This is a genomic window from Aeromonas sp. 604282, from assembly GCF_049170575.1.
GTDB lineage: Bacteria > Pseudomonadota > Gammaproteobacteria > Enterobacterales > Aeromonadaceae > Aeromonas > Aeromonas veronii_A.
In genome coordinates, this window is record NZ_JAAKMV010000005.1 from 20,193 (window position 1) to 38,331 (window position 18,139).

Annotated in this window: 20 protein-coding genes; 6 read left to right on the forward strand and 14 right to left on the reverse strand. The window is 60.0% G+C overall.

Annotation, left to right across the window (positions count from 1 at the left end):
• Nucleotides 1-19: 19 nt before the first annotated feature.
• The 9 genes from G5367_RS07995 to G5367_RS08035 all read right to left on the reverse strand — a co-directional run bounded on the left by G5367_RS07995 (nucleotide 20) and on the right by G5367_RS08035 (nucleotide 8,397).
• Nucleotides 20-1,015, reverse strand: a complete 996-nt coding sequence (locus G5367_RS07995; protein ID WP_213388802.1) for a fumarylacetoacetate hydrolase family protein — start codon at nucleotides 1,013-1,015, stop codon at nucleotides 20-22.
• A 10-nt stretch (nucleotides 1,016-1,025) separates the two neighbouring features.
• Nucleotides 1,026-2,177, reverse strand: coding sequence for a homogentisate 1,2-dioxygenase (locus tag G5367_RS08000; RefSeq protein WP_213388803.1), 1,152 nt, complete (start codon nucleotides 2,175-2,177; stop codon nucleotides 1,026-1,028).
• On the reverse strand, nucleotides 2,170-3,306 hold the full coding sequence (gene hppD / locus G5367_RS08005) for a 4-hydroxyphenylpyruvate dioxygenase (protein WP_213388806.1): 1,137 nt from the start codon (nucleotides 3,304-3,306) through the stop codon (nucleotides 2,170-2,172). Before hppD ends, G5367_RS08000 begins: the two co-directional genes overlap by 8 nt.
• A gap of 224 nt (nucleotides 3,307-3,530) precedes the next feature.
• On the reverse strand, nucleotides 3,531-4,199 hold the full coding sequence (locus G5367_RS08010; protein ID WP_213388808.1) for an HAD family hydrolase: 669 nt from the start codon (nucleotides 4,197-4,199) through the stop codon (nucleotides 3,531-3,533).
• Between the two features lie 26 nt (nucleotides 4,200-4,225).
• Nucleotides 4,226-4,885: a TIGR01621 family pseudouridine synthase gene (locus tag G5367_RS08015; RefSeq protein ID WP_213388810.1), complete on the reverse strand. Its 660-nt coding sequence runs from the start codon at nucleotides 4,883-4,885 to the stop codon at nucleotides 4,226-4,228.
• A gap of 176 nt (nucleotides 4,886-5,061) precedes the next feature.
• Nucleotides 5,062-5,754, reverse strand: coding sequence for an ABC transporter permease (locus G5367_RS08020; RefSeq protein ID WP_005337302.1), 693 nt, complete (start codon nucleotides 5,752-5,754; stop codon nucleotides 5,062-5,064).
• Nucleotides 5,755-5,847: 93 nt separating this feature from the next.
• Nucleotides 5,848-6,588, reverse strand: coding sequence for an ABC transporter permease (locus G5367_RS08025; protein WP_421243940.1), 741 nt, complete (start codon nucleotides 6,586-6,588; stop codon nucleotides 5,848-5,850).
• Nucleotides 6,589-6,803: 215 nt separating this feature from the next.
• Entirely contained in the window at nucleotides 6,804-7,577 is a 774-nt protein-coding gene (locus G5367_RS08030) for an ABC transporter substrate-binding protein (RefSeq protein ID WP_181222260.1), read from the reverse strand.
• 49 nt (nucleotides 7,578-7,626) lie between these two features.
• The gene (locus G5367_RS08035; protein ID WP_005344729.1) at nucleotides 7,627-8,397 is read right to left on the reverse strand and encodes an ABC transporter ATP-binding protein; all 771 of its coding nucleotides are present in this window, start codon (nucleotides 8,395-8,397) and stop codon (nucleotides 7,627-7,629) included.
• Nucleotides 8,398-8,930: 533 nt separating this feature from the next.
• Between G5367_RS08035 and G5367_RS08040 the strand changes: the two genes are divergently transcribed.
• Nucleotides 8,931-9,833: a lysine exporter LysO family protein gene (locus G5367_RS08040; protein ID WP_005344728.1), complete on the forward strand. Its 903-nt coding sequence runs from the start codon at nucleotides 8,931-8,933 to the stop codon at nucleotides 9,831-9,833.
• 104 nt (nucleotides 9,834-9,937) lie between these two features.
• Here the strand turns inward: G5367_RS08040 and iadA are convergent, their stop codons facing one another.
• Nucleotides 9,938-11,068: a beta-aspartyl-peptidase gene (iadA, locus tag G5367_RS08045; RefSeq protein WP_421243941.1), complete on the reverse strand. Its 1,131-nt coding sequence runs from the start codon at nucleotides 11,066-11,068 to the stop codon at nucleotides 9,938-9,940.
• Nucleotides 11,069-11,134: 66 nt separating this feature from the next.
• Complete coding sequence (locus G5367_RS08050) at nucleotides 11,135-11,917, reverse strand: ABC transporter substrate-binding protein (RefSeq protein ID WP_005344726.1); 783 nt, start codon at nucleotides 11,915-11,917, stop codon at nucleotides 11,135-11,137.
• Nucleotides 11,918-12,303: 386 nt separating this feature from the next.
• On the opposite strand from G5367_RS08050, the gene G5367_RS08055 reads away from it, so the two are divergent.
• Nucleotides 12,304-12,942 (forward strand): ACP phosphodiesterase, encoded by a 639-nt coding sequence (locus G5367_RS08055; protein ID WP_421243942.1) that lies wholly within the window; start codon nucleotides 12,304-12,306, stop codon nucleotides 12,940-12,942.
• 28 nt (nucleotides 12,943-12,970) lie between these two features.
• Here the strand turns inward: G5367_RS08055 and G5367_RS08060 are convergent, their stop codons facing one another.
• Together G5367_RS08060 and arsC are read right to left on the reverse strand one after the other, a co-directional pair.
• Entirely contained in the window at nucleotides 12,971-13,354 is a 384-nt protein-coding gene (locus G5367_RS08060; protein ID WP_107684428.1) for a DUF2069 domain-containing protein, read from the reverse strand.
• On the reverse strand, nucleotides 13,351-13,701 hold the full coding sequence (gene arsC, locus G5367_RS08065) for an arsenate reductase (glutaredoxin) (protein ID WP_108612511.1): 351 nt from the start codon (nucleotides 13,699-13,701) through the stop codon (nucleotides 13,351-13,353). The genes G5367_RS08060 and arsC overlap by 4 nt, the downstream gene beginning before the upstream one ends.
• A gap of 60 nt (nucleotides 13,702-13,761) precedes the next feature.
• On the opposite strand from arsC, the gene G5367_RS08070 reads away from it, so the two are divergent.
• Nucleotides 13,762-14,244: a TlpA family protein disulfide reductase gene (locus G5367_RS08070; RefSeq protein WP_421243943.1), complete on the forward strand. Its 483-nt coding sequence runs from the start codon at nucleotides 13,762-13,764 to the stop codon at nucleotides 14,242-14,244.
• 100 nt (nucleotides 14,245-14,344) lie between these two features.
• Here G5367_RS08070 and G5367_RS08075 read toward each other — a convergent pair whose 3' ends face one another.
• A complete protein-coding gene (locus G5367_RS08075; protein WP_367949397.1) occupies nucleotides 14,345-15,799 on the reverse strand; it encodes a M48 family metalloprotease in 1,455 nt (484 codons plus the stop codon).
• 121 nt (nucleotides 15,800-15,920) lie between these two features.
• Between G5367_RS08075 and G5367_RS08080 the strand changes: the two genes are divergently transcribed.
• The 3 genes from G5367_RS08080 to G5367_RS08090 are packed head-to-tail and all read left to right on the forward strand — an operon-like array spanning nucleotide 15,921 to nucleotide 18,093.
• Nucleotides 15,921-16,154 carry a sulfurtransferase TusA family protein gene (locus G5367_RS08080; protein WP_421243944.1) on the forward strand — a complete coding sequence of 78 codons (234 nt, stop codon included), beginning with the start codon at nucleotides 15,921-15,923 and terminating at the stop codon, nucleotides 16,152-16,154.
• Nucleotides 16,155-16,179: 25 nt separating this feature from the next.
• A complete protein-coding gene (locus G5367_RS08085; RefSeq protein WP_236346777.1) occupies nucleotides 16,180-17,250 on the forward strand; it encodes an AI-2E family transporter in 1,071 nt (356 codons plus the stop codon).
• A gap of 36 nt (nucleotides 17,251-17,286) precedes the next feature.
• On the forward strand, nucleotides 17,287-18,093 hold the full coding sequence (locus G5367_RS08090) for a MipA/OmpV family protein (RefSeq protein WP_421243945.1): 807 nt from the start codon (nucleotides 17,287-17,289) through the stop codon (nucleotides 18,091-18,093).
• The last annotated feature ends 46 nt before the right edge of the window (nucleotides 18,094-18,139 follow it).

An 18,139-nucleotide genomic window follows, 5' to 3' on the forward strand; every position in this document is an offset into this window, starting at 1 on the left:
CGCCAACCGGCGCTGGTCATCAACCTCCCTGACCGTTCGCTGACACCACCTGTTGAGAGATGGTGCCAAACAGGTTTTGGCCAGAGCGATCTTCCATCGCGATCGACACTCTATCACCAAACTGCAAATAGGAGGTTATAGCTTGATCACAATCAAGAATTTCCAGCATGCGACGCTCGGCGATGCAGGATGAGCCGGCGCTGCGATCGTAGTTGGAGACGGTGCCCGAGCCGATGATGCAGCCCGCCCCGAGCGGTCTGGTCTTGGCGGCGTGGGCAATCAGCTCGAAGAAGTTGAAGGTCATATCCACCCCGGCTTCTGGCGCACCAAACAGCGCACCATTGAGGTGAGTCAGCAGCGGCAGATGCACTTTGCCATCGCGCCAGTCATCGCCGAGCTCATCCGGGGTGATGGCCACCGGCGAGAAGGCGCTGGACGGTTTGGACTGGAAGAAGCCAAAGCCCTTGGCCAGCTCCCCCGGGATCAGGTTGCGTAGGCTCACGTCATTGACCAGCATCAGCAATTTGACGTGACTGGCGGCTCCTTGCGGGCTTACCCCCATCGGCACATCGTCGGTGATGATGGCCACTTCAGACTCGAAATCGATCCCCCACTCCTCGGAGCCCATCACGATGGGGCCACGGGGGGCGAGAAAGCTGTCGGAGCCCCCCTGATACATCAACGGATCGTGCCAGAAGCTTTCCGGCATCTCGGCGCCGCGCGCCTTGCGCACCAGCTCCACGTGGTTGACGTAGGCGCTGCCATCGGCCCACTGATAGGCACGCGGCAGCGGAGAGAGGCAAGACGCTTCGTCAAAGGGGAACGCCTCGGCCACACGGCCCTCGTTAAGCTGCTGATAGACAGCCTCCAGCCTGGGGGCAACCTCGGCCCACTCGTCGAGGGCGGCCTGCAAAGTCGGGGCAATGTCACTCACCCGCACCGCCCGGCTCAGATCCCGGCTCACCACCACCAAAGCGCCATCGCGCTTGCCATTGTTCAATGTTGCCAATTTCATAAGCGATTCCTTATTTGCCGGCAGCCGCGTCCGGGCGCTGCCAGCTGGAGACATACCGGGTGTTCTCGATCCCTTCGCACAGACTGCCGACGTTCAGCGCATCGCGGGTATCTAACATCACCGCCACCTCGTCGGTGAACTTCTTGGCATAGGCCTGCCCTGCCGCAAACGCCTTGGGATGGGGGCCGTGGGTGAAACCGGCGGGATGGAAGGTGACCATGCCCCGCTCGATATTGTCCCGGCTAAAGAAGTCCCCTGCGTGGTAGAAGAGCACCTCGTCGTAATCGTCATTGCTGTGATAGAAGGGCACCTTGAGGGCGCCGGGATCGCTCTCGATGGGGCGCGGCACGAAGGTACAGATCACGAAGCGGCTCGCCACAAAGGTCGAATGGGCCGACGGCGGCAGATGGTAGCGATGGCTCATCAGCGGGCGGATATCCCGCCAGTTGAGGCGCACCACGCACAAGTCGCCGTGCCACCCTTGTGCATCCAGCGGGTTGAAGGGCCAGGTGATGACCGACACCTGATCGTGCCGTTTCACCTGCAGCGACCAGGGATTCTCATCCTGCTGGGCCAAAAAGCGCTCGTTGATGGCGGGCACATCCAGCGCTGCCGGGTCGAAGATGGCGTGATTGCCCACCAGCCCCTTGTCCGGCAGCTGATAGCTATCGTTAGTCGCCTCGATCATCAGGATGAACATGGGGGTGCAGGGTTCGATGCGCCACATAGTGCCACGGGGGATCACCACATAGTCGCCGTCCCGCAGAGTCAGGTGGCCATAGTCGCAGAAGAACTCGCCGCTCCCTTCGTGGATAAAGAGCAGCTCGTCGCCGTCGGCATTGCGCACCAGAAACGGCATCGCCTCGGAGAGCCGCCAGACTCGGTAGCGGCAGTGGGGGTTGCTGAGAATGTCGGGAGCCACCCAGGGGGAGAGGGAACTCACCTCCTCCTGGAGGGCATTGAGGTCAAACAGCCGTGGCCGCAGCGGCCCCTCCCAACTGCTCCAGTCGGTGGGGGCATGCTTGTGGTGCATGTGGGTAGCTGGGCCGAAAAAGCCGCTTCTTCCCAGCTCGCGCTCATAGATGGCCTGTTCGGGCAGGTCGGCATGGGCCTGCCGGGAGTGGGTTCCCTCCCGATGGGGAAAGTTAATCCAGTTACGCATTGCTCGCTCCCTCTTTGCGGGCACCCTTCTCATCCTCGCCGCCATCCAGCACGCCACGGCGGATCTGGTCCAGCTCGATCGATTCAAACAGCGCCTTGAAATTGCCCTCACCAAACCCTTCGTTGCCCTTGCGCTGGATGATCTCGAAGAAGACCGGGCCTATCACGGTATCGGTGAAGATCTGCAACAGGATGCCATCCTTGGTAGGGGAACCGTCGATGAGGATGCGCAGCTCTTTGAGAGCTGCCAGATCTTCCTGATGGCCCTCAACCCGACTGTTCACCTTCTCGTAGTAGGTATCCGGGGTCGGCATAAAGCCGGTACCGCAGCTGCGCAGGGTGCGGATAGTCTGGTAGATATCGCTGGAGGCCATGGCGATGTGCTGGATCCCCTCCCCCTTGTACTGGCGCAGGTACTCCTCGATCTGCGACTTGTCATCCGCCGACTCGTTGATGGGAATGCGGATCTTGCCGCAGGGGGCGGTCATGGCGCGTGAATGCAGCCCGGTCAGCTTGCCCTCGATATCGAAGTAGCGAATTTCACGGAAGTTGCCGATCCGCTCGTAGAAATTGGACCAGACATCCATATTGCCGCGATGGACGTTATGGGTCAGGTGATCGATCTCGATGAGACCGGCATCCACCTCCGCCATCCGGGCCTGCCAGTCGGGGTAGAAGACAAAATCTACATCGTAGATGGAGCCCTTGTCGCCATAGCGGTCGACAAAGGAGAGGGTGCTCTCGCCGATACCGTAGATGGCGGGAATATTGAGCTCCATGGGGCCAATCTTGCCGATAAAGGGCTTGGCCCCCTTGGCGATGGCGAACTGCTGGGCTTTGCCCGCATCGCTCACCCGAAATGCCATGCCGCAAACGCTCGGCCCGTGCAGGCTGGCAAACTGCTCCGCCTGGGAGTGGGGCTCGGCATTGACCACGAAGTTGATATCCCCCTGCCGATAGAGCCAGCACTGCTTGTGTTTGTGCTTGGCGACCTCGGCAAACCCCAGCGACACAAACAGGCTCTTGAGGGCAGCAATCCCTTTGGCATCGGGCGCCGTGTACTCGACAAACTCGAAGCCATCTGTGCCTAACGGATTGATGGTATGGGTGGCGGAAGAGGTGGCATTCATCGGGCGCTCCTTGCTCTTGATTCGGTTAAAACGGATTGCGGCACGCAGCGGCGCAGCAAGTGTTAACAACTTGTTTCATTAGAGGCAGGGCGTAGCAGGAAGAGAAGAGGCAGGTTGCAGATAGTTTTTCGCAGCTGGCAGCAAAAGATGTAAATGGATTGTGACATTCAAGCCGTAGCCTTGCGGATCAAAGTGTGACGACCCGCATGGCTGTCAGCTTTGCCTTACAGTTGCCAGTTTTTGACCATCAGATGGGGCAAGCGGGCACGGGCTTTTTGCAGTCGCGTGGGCGTCGGATTGATCAACCACGCCTCTTTCCCCAACCCCAGCAGCGGCAGATCGTGCAGGCTGTCGCTCAAGGCCAGCTCGGTATCAAGGGCGCAGATCTCCGGCAGCAGCTTGTGCTGACCGTGGCAGTAGAAGCGCGGCATCAGGCCGCCTAACCGGTAGTGCATCTGCGAGCCAATAATCCGGTGGGGCAACTGGCCGGGCAGTTGCTGATAGAGCTGGGCACGCACCAGCGCCCGCGGGCTGGCGGAGATCACCCAGCAGCGATGCCCTTCTTCTTCAAGCAGCCGATGCGCCTCGCGAAAGAGCCCCGGACGAGTGTGGCAATAGGCGCGCACCAGCTTGCGCCAACCGAGGGGAGAGAGCCAAAGCGTTATGGCCCACCAGATAAGGGAGATACCGCGCCGCCGCTGGCTGGGCACCAGATAGACCAACCCACCCAGCGCAATCACCGGCAGCAACAGCAGCGGCCAGATCCGGCGCCGCAGGATATAGCGCAGCAGACCGGCGTGGCTGTCGCCGGGGGCCAGGGTGTCGTCAAAGTCGGCCAGGATCCAGCGCGGTGCACGTCCGTCAGGATCACGCGCTTTCGCTGAATGGATCATTGTGTCAGACGCTGGGCGCATCAGCATCAGGGCGCAAGGGCTGCGATGGCGGCCGTGAGCTCGGGGGTGACAAATTCACTCCCCACATCGGGCGGGCAGACAAAGTCGAACGGCTCGCCCGCCAGCGTAAAACTCAGTCGCCAGGCGTGCAGATAGCCGCGCTCTGCGGGCGTGCCGCCATAGCGTTCATCCCCGAGAATGGGGGCGCCGATGCTTTTGAGGGCAACCCGGATCTGGTGGGTCTTGCCGGTCTGCGGCTTGATGCGATAGAGCCGCAGCCCCTCCCGCACCGAGACCGAATCGAACCAGCTAATGGCGGGGTTTTCCAGCGTGCGCGCCAGCATCCAGCTGCCGCCGCGCCCCTTTTGCATATCCCCCTTCACCCAACCCTGCTTCTTCTTGGGCTTACGATCGGAGAGCGCCAGATACTGCTTGCTCACCTCGCGGGCCGCAAAGGCCATGCTCAGCTCACGGTTCGCCTCTGTGGTGCGAGCCAGCAGCACCAGCCCGGAGGTCATCTTGTCGAGTCGGTGCACCGGATAGAGGGTGAGCCCGGTATCGGCCTTCACCCGATTGACCAGCCCCGGATTGACCGTCTCTCCGTCCCCCTTCTCGTCATGCATGCCGATGCCGGGCTGCTTGTCGATAACCAGGAAAGCGGGATGCTCAAACAATATCCGGTACATAAAACCTCGGGAACTGGGGAATAAGGCATGCAGCCAACGACTGGCGGCGCTCGGGAGTGCTGCATTCTCCCTGCTCGTCCGCCATTTGGCAAACCGGGCGGGCAGACGATGAAGATAAAAAATGGCCCCACCTGCAACAGGCGGGGCCATTTTCGGCCATCTTGGCAGATCACACCTTACACATTGCGCGGGCGCAGGTGGGCGTGCCAGCGCGCTTCCCACTTTTTGAACAGCCAGACGATGACAAAGGTGAGCAGCATATAGAGCAGCCCGGCGGTCAAAAAGGCCTCGAACGGACTGTAGTAGCGGGAGTTGATGATCCGCGCCGCGCCGGTCAGATCGACGATGGTGATGATGCCCGCCACCGCCGAGCCCTGCAGCATAAAGATCACCTCGTTGCTGTAAGCCGGCAGCGCTCGACGAAACGAGTTGGGCAAAATGATCCGGGTCAGGGTCTGCCAGCGGGTCATGCCAAAGGCGTTGGCAGCCTCAATCTGGCCACGCGGCATATTGTGTACCGCCCCGCGCACAATCTCGGCGGTATAGGCAGCGGTATTGAGGGTGAAAGCCAGCAGCGCACAGAACCAGGCTTCGGAGAAGAGCGACCAGGCGGCACTGTTCTTCAGCCACTCCCACTGGGCGGCGCCGTAGTAGATGATAAAGAGCTGCACCAGCAGCGGGGTGCCGCGAAAGAAGTAGATATAGGCCCAGATTGGCCCCTTGATCAGCCAGTTGCGGCTGTTGCGCAGGATGCCCATGGGCACCGCCAGCATCAACCCAAGGATCAGAGAGAGGGCCACCAGCCAGACGGTGGTATAGAGCCCCTCCCAGTAGGTGGGCCACTCTTTGAGAATGATTGAGAAATCCATGGCTTACCTCGTCTTCATCGTGATGTAGTGACGCTCGGCACTGGCACCGCGACGCCCACAGTAAACGGATGACTGCATTGAGTACGACATGGCTTACCTCGTCTTGATGGCATAGTTACGCTCGGCCCACTTGAGCGCCGAGGTGGAGACGGCAGTGAAGATCAGGAATATCAGCGCCACGGCCATGTAGAAAGTGAAGGGTTGCTGGGTCGAGCCCGCAGCCAGCGAGGCTTTACGCACCATGTCATCAAGGCCGATGATGGAGACCAGCGCGGTAGTTTTCAGCAGTACCAGCCAGTTATTGCCAAATCCAGGCAGGGCATGGCGCATCATCTGCGGAAACAAAATACGACGAAACACCTGGGTTGCCCGCATGCCAAAGGCACGTGCGGCCTCCAGCTCACCCTTGTCTACCGCCAGAATGGCACCGCGGAAGGTCTCGGTCATGTAGGCGCCGAAGATAAAGCCTATGGTCGCGACACCGGCCACAAAGGGGCTGATATCCACATAATCCGGGAGCAGGGAGACCCACTCCTGATTGGGATTGCCTTCAAGTAAAAAGCTGTTGTAAGCCTCGTTGACCCAGCTGCAGATGCCGTTGATCAGCACCTGGCCGCCAAAGAAGAGCAGCATCATCAACACCAGATCAGGGATACCGCGAATAATGGTGGTGTAACCGGTGGCAATAGCCCTGGCCCACTTGTAGGGGGAGAGTTTAGCCAGCGCCCCCAGCATGCCGAGCAGCAGAGCCAGCAGCAGGGAGGCCAGCGCTACTTCCAGGGTGACCCAGGCGCCCTCCAGCAGCGAGGCTTCGTATCCTTTCAAATCAAACATATGCAGCTCCATTGCAACTTATCGAGTGGGCTGATGCCTCTGAACAACAAGAGAACCCACATCCCTAACACGGTCAGATGCAGCTCCATTGCAATTAATAGGGCCCATCGCTCCACACGGAGAGAACGGGCCCGATGACGACTGACGAGGTGAGCCGGTCGGCCTGTTATTCGCTATCTATGTGGCGAATGACTCACCGTACACGGCTCCGGTTTTTACTCGCCGTATACGTCGAACTCGAAGTACTTGTCGTTGATTTCCTTGTACTTGCCATTGGCACGCAGCGCCAGAATGGCGGCGTTGAATTTCTCTTTCAGATCCTTGTCAGCCTTGCGCACCGCAATACCGGCACCTTCACCAAACCACTTGGGATCGGTCAGTTTCGGGCCGACGAATTCAAAGGCATCCCCCCCCTCTTTCTTCAACAGACCGTCGGTGATGGCGGCGGAGTCGGCCAGCACATAGTCGACACGGCCAGACTTCAGATCGAGATAAGCTTCATCGGCAGTGCCGTAACGCTTGATGGTGGCGTTCGGGAAGTTGTCGGTAATAAAGGTATCCATGGAGGTCGCACGCTGTACCGCTACGGTTTTCCCTTCCATGAAGGCTTTGTCGAGCTGCACGTCAGTGCCCTTCTTGGCGGCAAAGCGGGCCGGAATGTGCTGGTACTTCTGGGTGAAGTCCACCTTCTTCTTGCGCTCTTCGGTGATATCCATGGTGGCGATGATGGCGTCAAACTTGCGCGACAGCAGCGCTGGAATGATGCCGTCCCAGTCCTGCTTGACCAGGGTGCACTTCACCTTCATCTCTTCGCACAGGGCGTTGGCGATGTCGATATCAAAGCCTTTCACCTCGCCACTGGGCTCGGTCCAGGAGAAGGGGGGATAGGCACCCTCAACCCCGATCCGGACCTCTTTCCACTCCTTGGCCATCAGGCTACCGGACGCGAGGGCAGTGACTATGGCTGTCGCCAGCATCAGCTTGTTCATGTATCTCTCCTTGATAAAACAGTGGGTTGGGTAACCAGGCATCTCGCCATCAGTAGATGGAGGAGATGAATTGCTTGAACCGCTCGGATTTGGGATGGGCGAAAATCTCCTTGGGATTACCCTCCTCTTCCACCCGCCCCTGATGCAGAAACATCACCTTGTTCGATACATCCCGGGCAAAAGACATCTCGTGGGTCACCACCAGCATGGTGCGCCCCTCTTCGGCAAGCTCGCGCATCAGGCCGAGCACCTCGCCTACCAGCTCGGGATCCAGTGCCGAGGTGGGTTCATCAAACAGCATCACCTCGGGATCCACCGCAAGCGCACGGGCAATAGCGGCCCGCTGCTGCTGACCACCGGAGAGGTGGCCGGGATAGTAGTCACGCCGCTCCCACAACCCCACCCGGTTGAGCAGGAGCTCCGCTTTGGCCATCGCTTCGGCGCGAGGGACCTTGAGCACCTGGATCGGCACTTCGATGATGTTCTGCATGATGGTCATGTGTGACCAGAGATTGAAGCTTTGAAACACCATGGCCAGTCGGCTGCGGATCCGCTCCACCTGACGCATATCCTCGGGCAACCGCTCGCCGGCGCGGCTGGTTTTCATCCGGATCAACTCGCCATGGAGCGAGACGGTGCCGGATGAGGGGGTTTCGAGCAGATTGATACAGCGAAGAAAGGTCGACTTCCCCGAGCCGGAGGAGCCGATAAGGGAGATCACATCCCCCTTGTGGGCGGTCATGTCGATGCCCTTGAGCACTTCGTGGGTGCCAAAATATTTGTGCAGATCACGTACTTCCAGTGCGGCAACGTCGCTCATCCATTACAACCTTGTCTGTCCCTAGACGCCGCAGGGGCGTGACTCAACCATCGTCCATTTAACAAAAAGTTAACCGATGGCAACCTTCAGCGAAAATATCACCCGGATAGTGAAAAAACAATACAGAACGAAGGTCTTCAGAGGATTCGCTCTATTTTTATTCGCTCTTTGCGTATTTTTCAGCACTTTGTTTGCATAAACAGCCGTTTCAATAGCTGTTCCGATAACGCCTTTTTATACCCCAATCATATCAGTGGCAAGAGAAAAGCGTGATGTGTGCCAAACCGGCACCAAAATGGCTTTATGCACACCCTTGCAGAACGAAATATCAGACCCCCAGATCGGATCAACTTGATTTTATTGGTGCACTCGGGCTCGCACAGAGCCTTATCAAACAGAGCGGTTGTGGCAAAAAAGTAACAATTAGCCCCCAAAAGGGCTGTTTTTGACCATGAAAGCGAGAGATATGTGACACAGAGCCAATAAGTAATGATAAGGTGGTGTTTTTATCAGTTTTTGTGATCGAGGCCTCGATGCTGCTCAATGTATTGCTGATCCTGTTGCCACTGGCAATCGGCTATCTGGTTCCCCTCTCCTCTGCCCGGCTGATCAAGCTGGTCAACCAGAGTCTGGGCAAGATGGTCTACCTCATTCTGTTTCTGATGGGTCTCGGGCTTGCCTATGTGGAGAACCTGGGCAGCAATCTGGCGGTGATCTTCAAGGTCGCCGGGGTGATGCTGACCGCGATCACGGTCTGCAACCTGCTGGCCCTCTGGTGGCTCGACAAGCGCACACCACCGACCCACGAGGCGAGTGATAGCAAGATGCCGAGCAAGCTACACCTGTTGTGGGAATCCCTGCAGCTCTGCTTTGTGGTGCTCGGCGGTGTGCTGCTCGGGTTGCTGGTGGATCTGCGCGCACTGCCCATCGACAAGTGGAGCGAGTGGGCCCTGATGCTGCTGCTGTTTCTCATCGGGGTGCAGATGCGCAACTCCGGCATGCGGCTGCGCCAGATCCTGCTCAACCCCTGGGGGATGAAGATAGCCGCCACCGTCATCCTCAGCAGCTGGCTGGGAAGCCTGCTGGCGGCCCAGTTGCTGGGCATGCCCTTTGCCCATGGTCTGGCGATGAGCTCGAGCTTCGGCTGGTATTCGCTCTCCGGCATTCTGGTGGCCGACAAACTGGGGCCGGTGCTCGGTTCTGCTGCCTTTATCAACGATCTTGGGCGCGAGCTTATCGCCATCCTGATCATCCCGGTTCTGATGCGTCGCCACCCCTCGGCGGCTATCGGTTACGGCGGCGCCACAGCGCTGGACTTCACCCTGCCGGTCATCCAGAAATCAGGGGGCATTCAGGTGGTACCGGTAGCCATCGTCTCCGGCTTTATCCTGAGCCTGCTCGGCCCCATCCTGATCCTCGGGTTTCTGGCGATCTAAGCCTTATTTCCCCACTGCAGACAAAAAAAGCCCGACCTTGTTGTCGGGCTTTTGCTGGTTGGATCAACCACGCACTCACTCTGGCTGCGATATTGCCCGCAGCCTTATTCGCGCCACTGGCCGCCACTCATCACCCGCTCGATAGCAAACGTCCGGGCGTGCACCAGTAGCAGATCCGCATCCTGCCCGACCCCGATACGCCCCTTGCTGCCGAGCCCCAGCGCCTGCGCCGGATTGCTCGTTACCACGGTCAGTGCCGTCTCCAGCGAGACACCGAGCCGGGTCGCGCGCACACACTGCTGCCACAGGCTGGCAATCTGGCCGCAGCGCATCTCGATTAGCCGCCCTTCGCCATCAAAGCGCGGCAGGCTGGCGTTGGCATCCGAGCTGAAGGTGATGCGCGCGGCAGGCACACCGGCGGCCAACAGCTCGAGGAGCGCATCGGCGGCAAGCCGCTCGCCATCCTCCAGCAGATCGGGAAAGCTCGAGGTGGTGAGATCTACCCAGCCTCCCTCCCTGCCCCACTCGATGGCCTCGGCGAAGAGCCAGGGGTTGCGGTTGCAGTGGGTAGGATAGAGCTGGCGCAGCGGGATATCGGTCTCATCACGCAGGGTGCGCAGAGGCGCCAATGCCCCCTTGCCATCCCCGACATGAAAGAAGCTGACCCCGCTCTTGCCCGCAAGCAGCCCGGCCACCCGCGCCTCGCTGGCAAGCCTGGCCAGCTCGTCGTGGGTCGGCGCACTGGATCTGTGGTCACAGATGGCCACCTCCCCCACCCCCAATACCTCGGGGATCAGGATGATGTCCGACTCCACCGTGCCGGTCAGGGTCTTGACCGGCAGATGGTAGGAGCCGGTATACATAAAGGCGCTCACCCCGGCGGCGCGAAACTCGCGCACCTTGCCGAGCACCTGCGCAGGAGTGCGGGTCAGGCTGTCGGTGCCAAGCGCCGCCACCAGGGTGGTGACACCGGCCATAAGCGCCTCGCTCGCCGCCAGCTCCGGGGTGCGAAAGGCAAAGCCCCCCTCACCGCCGCCGCCGGTAATATGGGCCAGCGGATCCACCAACCCGGGCACCAGATAGCGGCCTCGACCATCGACCCAATGCAGCGGCCAGTTTGCGGGCACCGTCAACCCCTTGCCCATCCAGGCGATACGGCCATCGGCCACCAGCAGATCCTGCTGGCCAAGGTGGGTAGGGCTGAAGATCTCGGCCCCCTCGATCAGGGTCAACATGGCGATCCTCCTTGCACGATTGTCGCTTGCCCAATGAAAAGAGAGGGAGCAAGCTCCCTCCCCCCGTCAACCACCATATATATCGTACTTGAAGTACTTCTGGTTGATCTGCTGATAGGTGCCGTTGGCACGCAGGGCCTTGATCGCCTCATCCAGCTTGCCCTTGAGCTCCTTATCGCTCTTGCGCACGGCGATCCCCATCCCATCACCAAACCACTGGCGATCGGTCAGGGCGGGCCCCACATAGTCGAACTTGTCGCCCCCCTCTTTGCCAAGCAGCCCCTGCTCGATGGCCGAGGCATCGGCCAACAGGGCAAGTACCCGACCCGCTTTCAGATCGAGATAGGCCTCATCGGCATTGCCGTAACGGACTATGGTAACACTCGAGCCAAAATTGTCGGTCAGGTACTTGTCGTGGGTGGTGGCCCGCTGCACCCCGATGCGCTTGCCCGCCATGCCTTCCGGGGTCAACGTCAGCTCGGTCCCCTTGGCCGCCACAAAGCGATTGGGAATATGGGCATATTTCTCGGTGAAATCGACCTTCTGGCGCCGCTCGTCGGTGATCGACATAGCGGCGATGATGGCATCATATTTGCGCGACAGCAGGGCCGGGATCATGCCATCCCAATCCTGCGCCACCAGCTCGCACTTGACCGCCATCTGCTGACACAGGGCGTTGGCGAGATCGATATCAAACCCCTTGATCTCACCCGACGCATCGGTCCAGGAGAAGGGCGGGTATGCCCCCTCCACCCCGAAGCGCACGGTTTTCCACTCCTTGGCCATGGCGGGGGTGGCCAGCAGGCTGGCAACAAACAGGGCTGAGAGGGTCAGTCTGATCTTCATCATGAGTACTCCATTACATAAAAAGCGCACAGGCGCGGACAAGGCACCGCAGGCGAATGCATGCGATGACCAAAAGCGGCAAAATCTGGATGAGCGAGATCACGCCCGAGCGGGCGTCAGTGAACTGCTCCAGGGGGTCGATCTATTCGTCGAACCACTCGGAGAGGTAGAAAGGCTTGAAGTAGAAGGCCAGAAAAAAGCCTCTGGCTTTGCGCATCATGGTGGTTTGTCGCGTCCTGTGACAAAGATGGCATCACCTTAGCACGCCCGAATTTTGCCCGGCAAGAGGCAGCCGCCGGGCAGTAGCAAAATCCCGATCATGGCCAAGGCGGGCGGGATCCGTTAGGCTCGAAGCACCTTGCCATTCCATAACAGACCCACCGCTACCGATGAATTTTCTGGCCCATCTCCATCTGGCTGCCCACACCCGAAGCTCCCTCACCGGCAATCTGCTCGGCGATTTCGTCAAAGGCACGCTGCCCACGGGGCTTGCCACCCACTTCGATGAGGGGATCTGGCTACACCGCAAAATTGACGCCTTCACCGATGGTCATCTCGAGCACAAGGCGGCCGTCGCCTGTTTCGAGGCCCCCTGGCGCCGCTTTGGCGGCATAGTGGTGGATATGATCTACGACCACTGGCTGAGCCAGCACTGGGGGCTGTTCAGCACCGAGCCCCTGCCCCGCTTCCTGCAACGCAGTTATGACCAGCTATTGGCGGATCACCCACGCCTGCCGGATGGACTGCCACGCCCCCTCAAGCGGATGGCCGAGCAGAACTGGATCGCCTCCTACCGCAACAGGGAGGGGCTGGGGCAAGCGCTGAATGGCATCGGTCGCCGCCTGCGCCGCCCGGTACCACTGGGAGAGGCGCTGCTGACCCTCGATGAATCGCAGTGGCAAACATGCGAGGCGGGGTTTCTGCGCTTCTATCCCCAGCTGATGGACTTTAGCCAGCAACAGCTGGCCCAATATCGGGCAGCGCAAAGGGGCACAGTGATCCCTCTGGATAGGCCTGCTTCCCCATAAAAAAACGCCCCTTGCGGGGCGTTTGTCATCAGTTGGCTTCGTCTTTCTTTTTGCGAATGCTGAGGCCAAGTTCCCGACCACGCAGTCGGGCGTAATAGATGGTGCCGACAAAGGCGAGGGTGGTGAACAGCAGCTCCACCACCGCCAGCCACCGCTCCCCCTCATCTGTAGTGATCAGGGTAAGTGCGTGCAGGAAATAGGGCATCAACACGAAGTTGCCCCAGGCGTGGGTGTAGGGGTTGCCCTGCACTATCCCCTTGAGGGGGAAGAGCAGCGGCACCGTCCAGATCACCGGCAGCAGCCAGGGGTTGAGGTCAGGATGGGGTGACAGCCACAGATGCCAGAGGATGACCCAGCCCAGCAGGCCGAAGAAGCCGACCAGGGTCAGCCAACGTGCGAAGCGGGTGCTCACTTGAGGATCTCCAGCACCTGCTCCGGCGGGCGACCAATACGGGCCTGTCCATTCTTGATGACAATGGGGCGCTCGATCAGCTTGGGATGCTGGTGCATGGCACGAATAAGGGCGTCGCCGTTCACTTCACTGAGGCCCAGCTCCTTGTAGAGATCTTCCTTGGTGCGCATCAGCTGGCGCGGATCGCTAAAACCGAGCAGAGAGAGCAGGTTGCGGATCTCATCTTCGCTCGGGGCCTGCTCCAGATAGAGCACCACATCAGGGGCGATCCCGTGCTGTTCCAGCAGGGCCAGGGTTTCGCGACTCTTGGAGCAGCGCGGATTGTGGTAGATTTGGGTCTCGCTCATGGTAACTCCCTGATTAATCGCAAGATGGGACTAGAAACGGCGCTATTGTAGGGGAAAGTGATGGTCAGGGTAAGCGGCATTGGAAAGGAATTGAAACGAATTTGTTGGCTGATTGTGGCTGGCCTGCTGGGCGCCTGCACGCCCGCCCCCGAATTTACCGATGCAACAGGGCAGTCGGTCAGCCTGCGCCACTTTGCCGGCAAGCCGCTGCTGGTCAACTACTTCGCCCCCTGGTGCGCCCCCTGTCTGCGGGAGATGCCGCGCCTCAACGCGCTGGCGGAGGAAGGCGAGATCGCTGTGGTAGCGATCAACTACGACCCGACCACGCCGGCAGAGCTGGGGCAACTGGCAACCCGATATGAGATCAAGGTGCCGCTGCTGATTGCCAATGAAGATGCCAAGCTTCCCTTCCCTCGCCCAAGCGGCCTGCCCACCAGCTATCTGCTTGATAGCGAGGGCAAGCTCAAGCAAACGCTGGTCGGCGAGCTCGACCAGCAGCAGATCGAGATGCTCAAGGCGACCGCCAGCAGCATGAGTCACTAGCCCATCGCTGCTATCACCGTCATGTACATCACGCCACCGCCATAAACAACAAGGGCGCACCGTGGTGCGCCCTTGTTTGATAGGTCAATGCCAGGTTTCGTTAGCCCTTGAGGCTGTCGAGATCCTTCTTGGCCCGCTCCAGCTCGGTGATGCGCGCCTCCAGACGAGCCAGGGTCATCCGGTCGCTAGTGGTACCGCGCGCCACGATCAGTTCGTCGATGGCCGCCTGATAATCCCCGCGCAGCGAGAGCATCTCGGCCCGCGCCATATGCAGCTCGGTCATTCTGCCCGCCTTGCGATAGGCGTCGGAGAGCAGATTCCAGGCCAGATTGTTCTCTTCATGGGCACGGGCATAGGGGTCGAGGATGGCGATGGACTTCTTGTAGTTGCCGCTCTCGAGGTAGGCGTTGCCGAGGTTGACCACCACCACTTCGTTATCCGGCATCCGGCTGCGGAACTTCTCGAGCCGGGCGATGGCCTGGGCACTGCGTCCCTTGGCCAGATCGATGTCGGTCTGGGCATCGACGATAAAGAGATCTTCCGGATGACGGGCCGCCAGCTCCTGCATCAGAGTATCCGCCTCGTCAGTGCGCTTGAGCTGGATCAGCGCCAGCGCCTTGCCATAGATGGCGGCATCCTTGAGCGGGTAATCCCCCTTCTGGATCCGGGTATCGAAGTAGCTCAGCAGCCCCTGCGGGGTATCGGTACCAAAACGCACCTGAATACGTACCTTGGCCAGCCAGAAGTCGAGGCTGGGCGGCAAGTCGCGGCGGCCATAACTGCCTGCACGGGCGCGGGCCTCGCTGATCCGGGTCTCCGGCAGCGGGTGAGTGAGCAGCATTTCCGGCGGCTTGCTGGCGTAACGGTACTCGGCAGCCAGTTTCTGGAAGAAATTGGCCATCCCCATGGGATCGAAACCGGCATCATAGAGCGTCTTCATGCCGATGCGATCCGCTTCATATTCGTTGTCACGGGTGTAGTTGATGGCGGACTGCATGGAGAGGCCCAGCGTGGTCTGCAGCGCGGCGATACCGGCGGTCGGGTTGATCACCGCCAGCGCGATGGAGCCCACCAGACCGGCCAGGGTCACTGCCGAGCTACTCGCCTGCGCCTCCATGTAACGGGCGATATGGCGCTGGGTCACGTGGGTGATTTCGTGGGCCAGTACCGAGGCCAGCTCGCTCTCGCTGTCGGCGTAGAGGAATAGACCAGTGTGCACCTTGACTCGCCCGCCGAGGAAGGCGGCCGCGTTGATGCTGGGATCATTGATGAGGAAGAAGGTAAACGGGAAACGCACCCCATCGGCGTTGGTCAGCAGTCGCTGACCCAGATCGTCGATGTACTGGCTCAGCACCGGATCATCGATGATCGGCAAGCCGGCACGGGCAAAACGCATAAAGGCGTTGCCGTAACGCACTTCCTGCTCGATAGGCAGGGCCGCCACCCCGGCCGTGCCGATGTCGGGAAGCTGATTGTTGGCCTCGGCATGAAACGTGGCGCCCATCAGGGAAGCCAGCAGGGGAAGCGATGCCATCAGGGGGGAAAAGCGTGCCACGTTATCTCTATCTCCATCAGAAAGGGCCTCGGCAGAATACCCTTGCCCATCAAGGGCTACAAGCGTTGTTTCACGCCCTTATCACGGCCATAATAGCGGCCACCTGCCTGATGGAGCCCCCATGGAAGTTCTCGACCTGACCCCCTGGCGTTGCCCCGAGCCGCTGATCCGACTCAAGCTATGGTTAAGTAAGGCCCAAAGCGGTCAAACCGTCGCCATCCGGCTGGCCGATGCGGGCTCTCGGCAGGATATTCCAGCCTATCTGCACCGTCAGGGCCACCATGTCGAGATGCAGCAAGAAGCGGACAATACCCTCTCTTTGCAGTTGGTTGTCGGGGCGAAACAACCATCTTGAGCCCCAGTGATGTAAGGATGCCGTCATGTTAGAAGTATTGAAGCGCTGGTATCAGACCCGTTTTTCCGATCCCGATGCCGTTACCCTTTTCCTGTTGCTGGTGTTCTGCTTCACCATCATCTGGCTGTTTGGCGATCTGCTGGCCCCCCTGCTGGTGGCGCTGGTAATGGCCTATCTGCTGGAGTGGCCGGTCGCTCGGCTGCAAAAAGCGGGGCTGTCGCGCACCCTGGCCACCAGCGTCATTCTGATCCTCTTTATTGCGGTAGCAGTCGCCTCCTTGCTGGGTCTTATCCCGACGCTGGTGAGCCAGGGGATCAATCTGGCCAAAGAGGCGCCGGCCATGCTGACCCACGCTCAGGATTATGTGCGCACCCTGCCTGACAAATACCCCGAGCTCATCGACGTCAGTCTGGTGGAGACCGTCATCGACAATATTCGCCAGCGCATCCTCAGTGGCGGCGAGCATCTGGTAAGCGCCTCCCTCAGTTCGCTGGTCAACGTGGTCGCCATCATGATTTACCTCATTCTGGTACCGCTGATGGTCTTCTTTATGCTCAAAGACAAGCGGGTCTTGATGGGCAGCCTGCGCCGCTTCCTGCCGCGCAACCGTACCCTGGTCAACCGGGTGTGGGTCGAGATGAACAACCAGATCATCAACTACATCCGTGGCAAGGTGATCGAGATCCTCATCGTCGGCATCGCCACCTATGTCCCCTTCGCCCTGATGGGGCTGCGCTACTCGGTGCTGCTGGCGGTCTCGGTCGGCTTCTCGGTGCTGATCCCCTATATCGGCGCCGCCGTGGTGACGGTGCCGGTAGCTATGGTGGCCCTGTTCCAGTGGGGCCTCACCCCGGAGTTCGCCTGGCTGATGGTGGCCTATCTGGTCATTCAGGCCCTCGATGGCAACCTGCTGGTGCCGGTGCTCTTCTCGGAAGCGGTCAACCTCCATCCGGTCGCCATCATCATCGCCGTGCTGGTCTTTGGCGGATTGTGGGGATTCTGGGGGGTCTTCTTCGCCATTCCCCTCGCCACCCTGGTCAAGGCAGTGATCAATGCCTGGCCAAAACGCGAAGATCTGCCGAGCGCCGCAAAATAACCCGCTTCCCCATGCAATCGTGACAACGGAGTGTCCATGACCTTTTTTCGTCAAATCAGAGCGGTAGGGCTGACGGCCCTGCTCCTCGCTGCCGCCCTGCCCGCCCGCGCCGATATCGACCTTGGCTCCATGGATCTGCTCACCAGCGACAGCCCCACCAGCCCGGTGCCACAAGGCTTTGTCGCTGGAGCGGCGCTCATCGGAGGACAGGCCCGCTATGAGGCGCAGGATAATGCTACCTACGCCATCCCAGGCTTTATCTACTTCGGCAAGCAGTTCATGTTTCTCGGCGATCGGGCGCGCTACTACTTCCACAAAGATGAGAACCTCGCCCTGTACGGCTATGGCCGGGTGCGTTTTGGCAATCTGGATCCCGAGGATTCGCCCGCCTTCAGCGGCATGGAACAGCGCAAATGGCAGCTGGAAGGCGGGATCGGTGGCAACATCATCACCCCCTACGCCCTGCTGACCGTGCGGGCCAACAGCGATATCACCGGCCGCAGCAAGGGTCAGGAGCTGCTGCTGTGGGCCGACTTCCCCATCCAGCGCAACAACCTGCTCATCATGCCGGGGATGGGGGTGATGCTGCGCAGCGACAAGATGGCCAACTACTACTTCGGCGGCATCTCCGAGAGCGAGGCCACAGCCCAGCGTCCAGCCTGGGATACGGGCTCAACCCTCTCCCCGATGGCGGCCCTCATCACCAGCTACCGCTTCAGTCCCAACTGGATTGGCATGTTCGCCATGAACTACGAATTGTATGATCGGGACATCAAAAACAGCCCCATCGTCCAGCACGATGGCGAACTCTATGCAGGATTTGCGCTCGGCTATATCTGGTAACGGTGATGCGCTGTGAGATAAGAACAAACAAAAGGGAGCCTTCGGC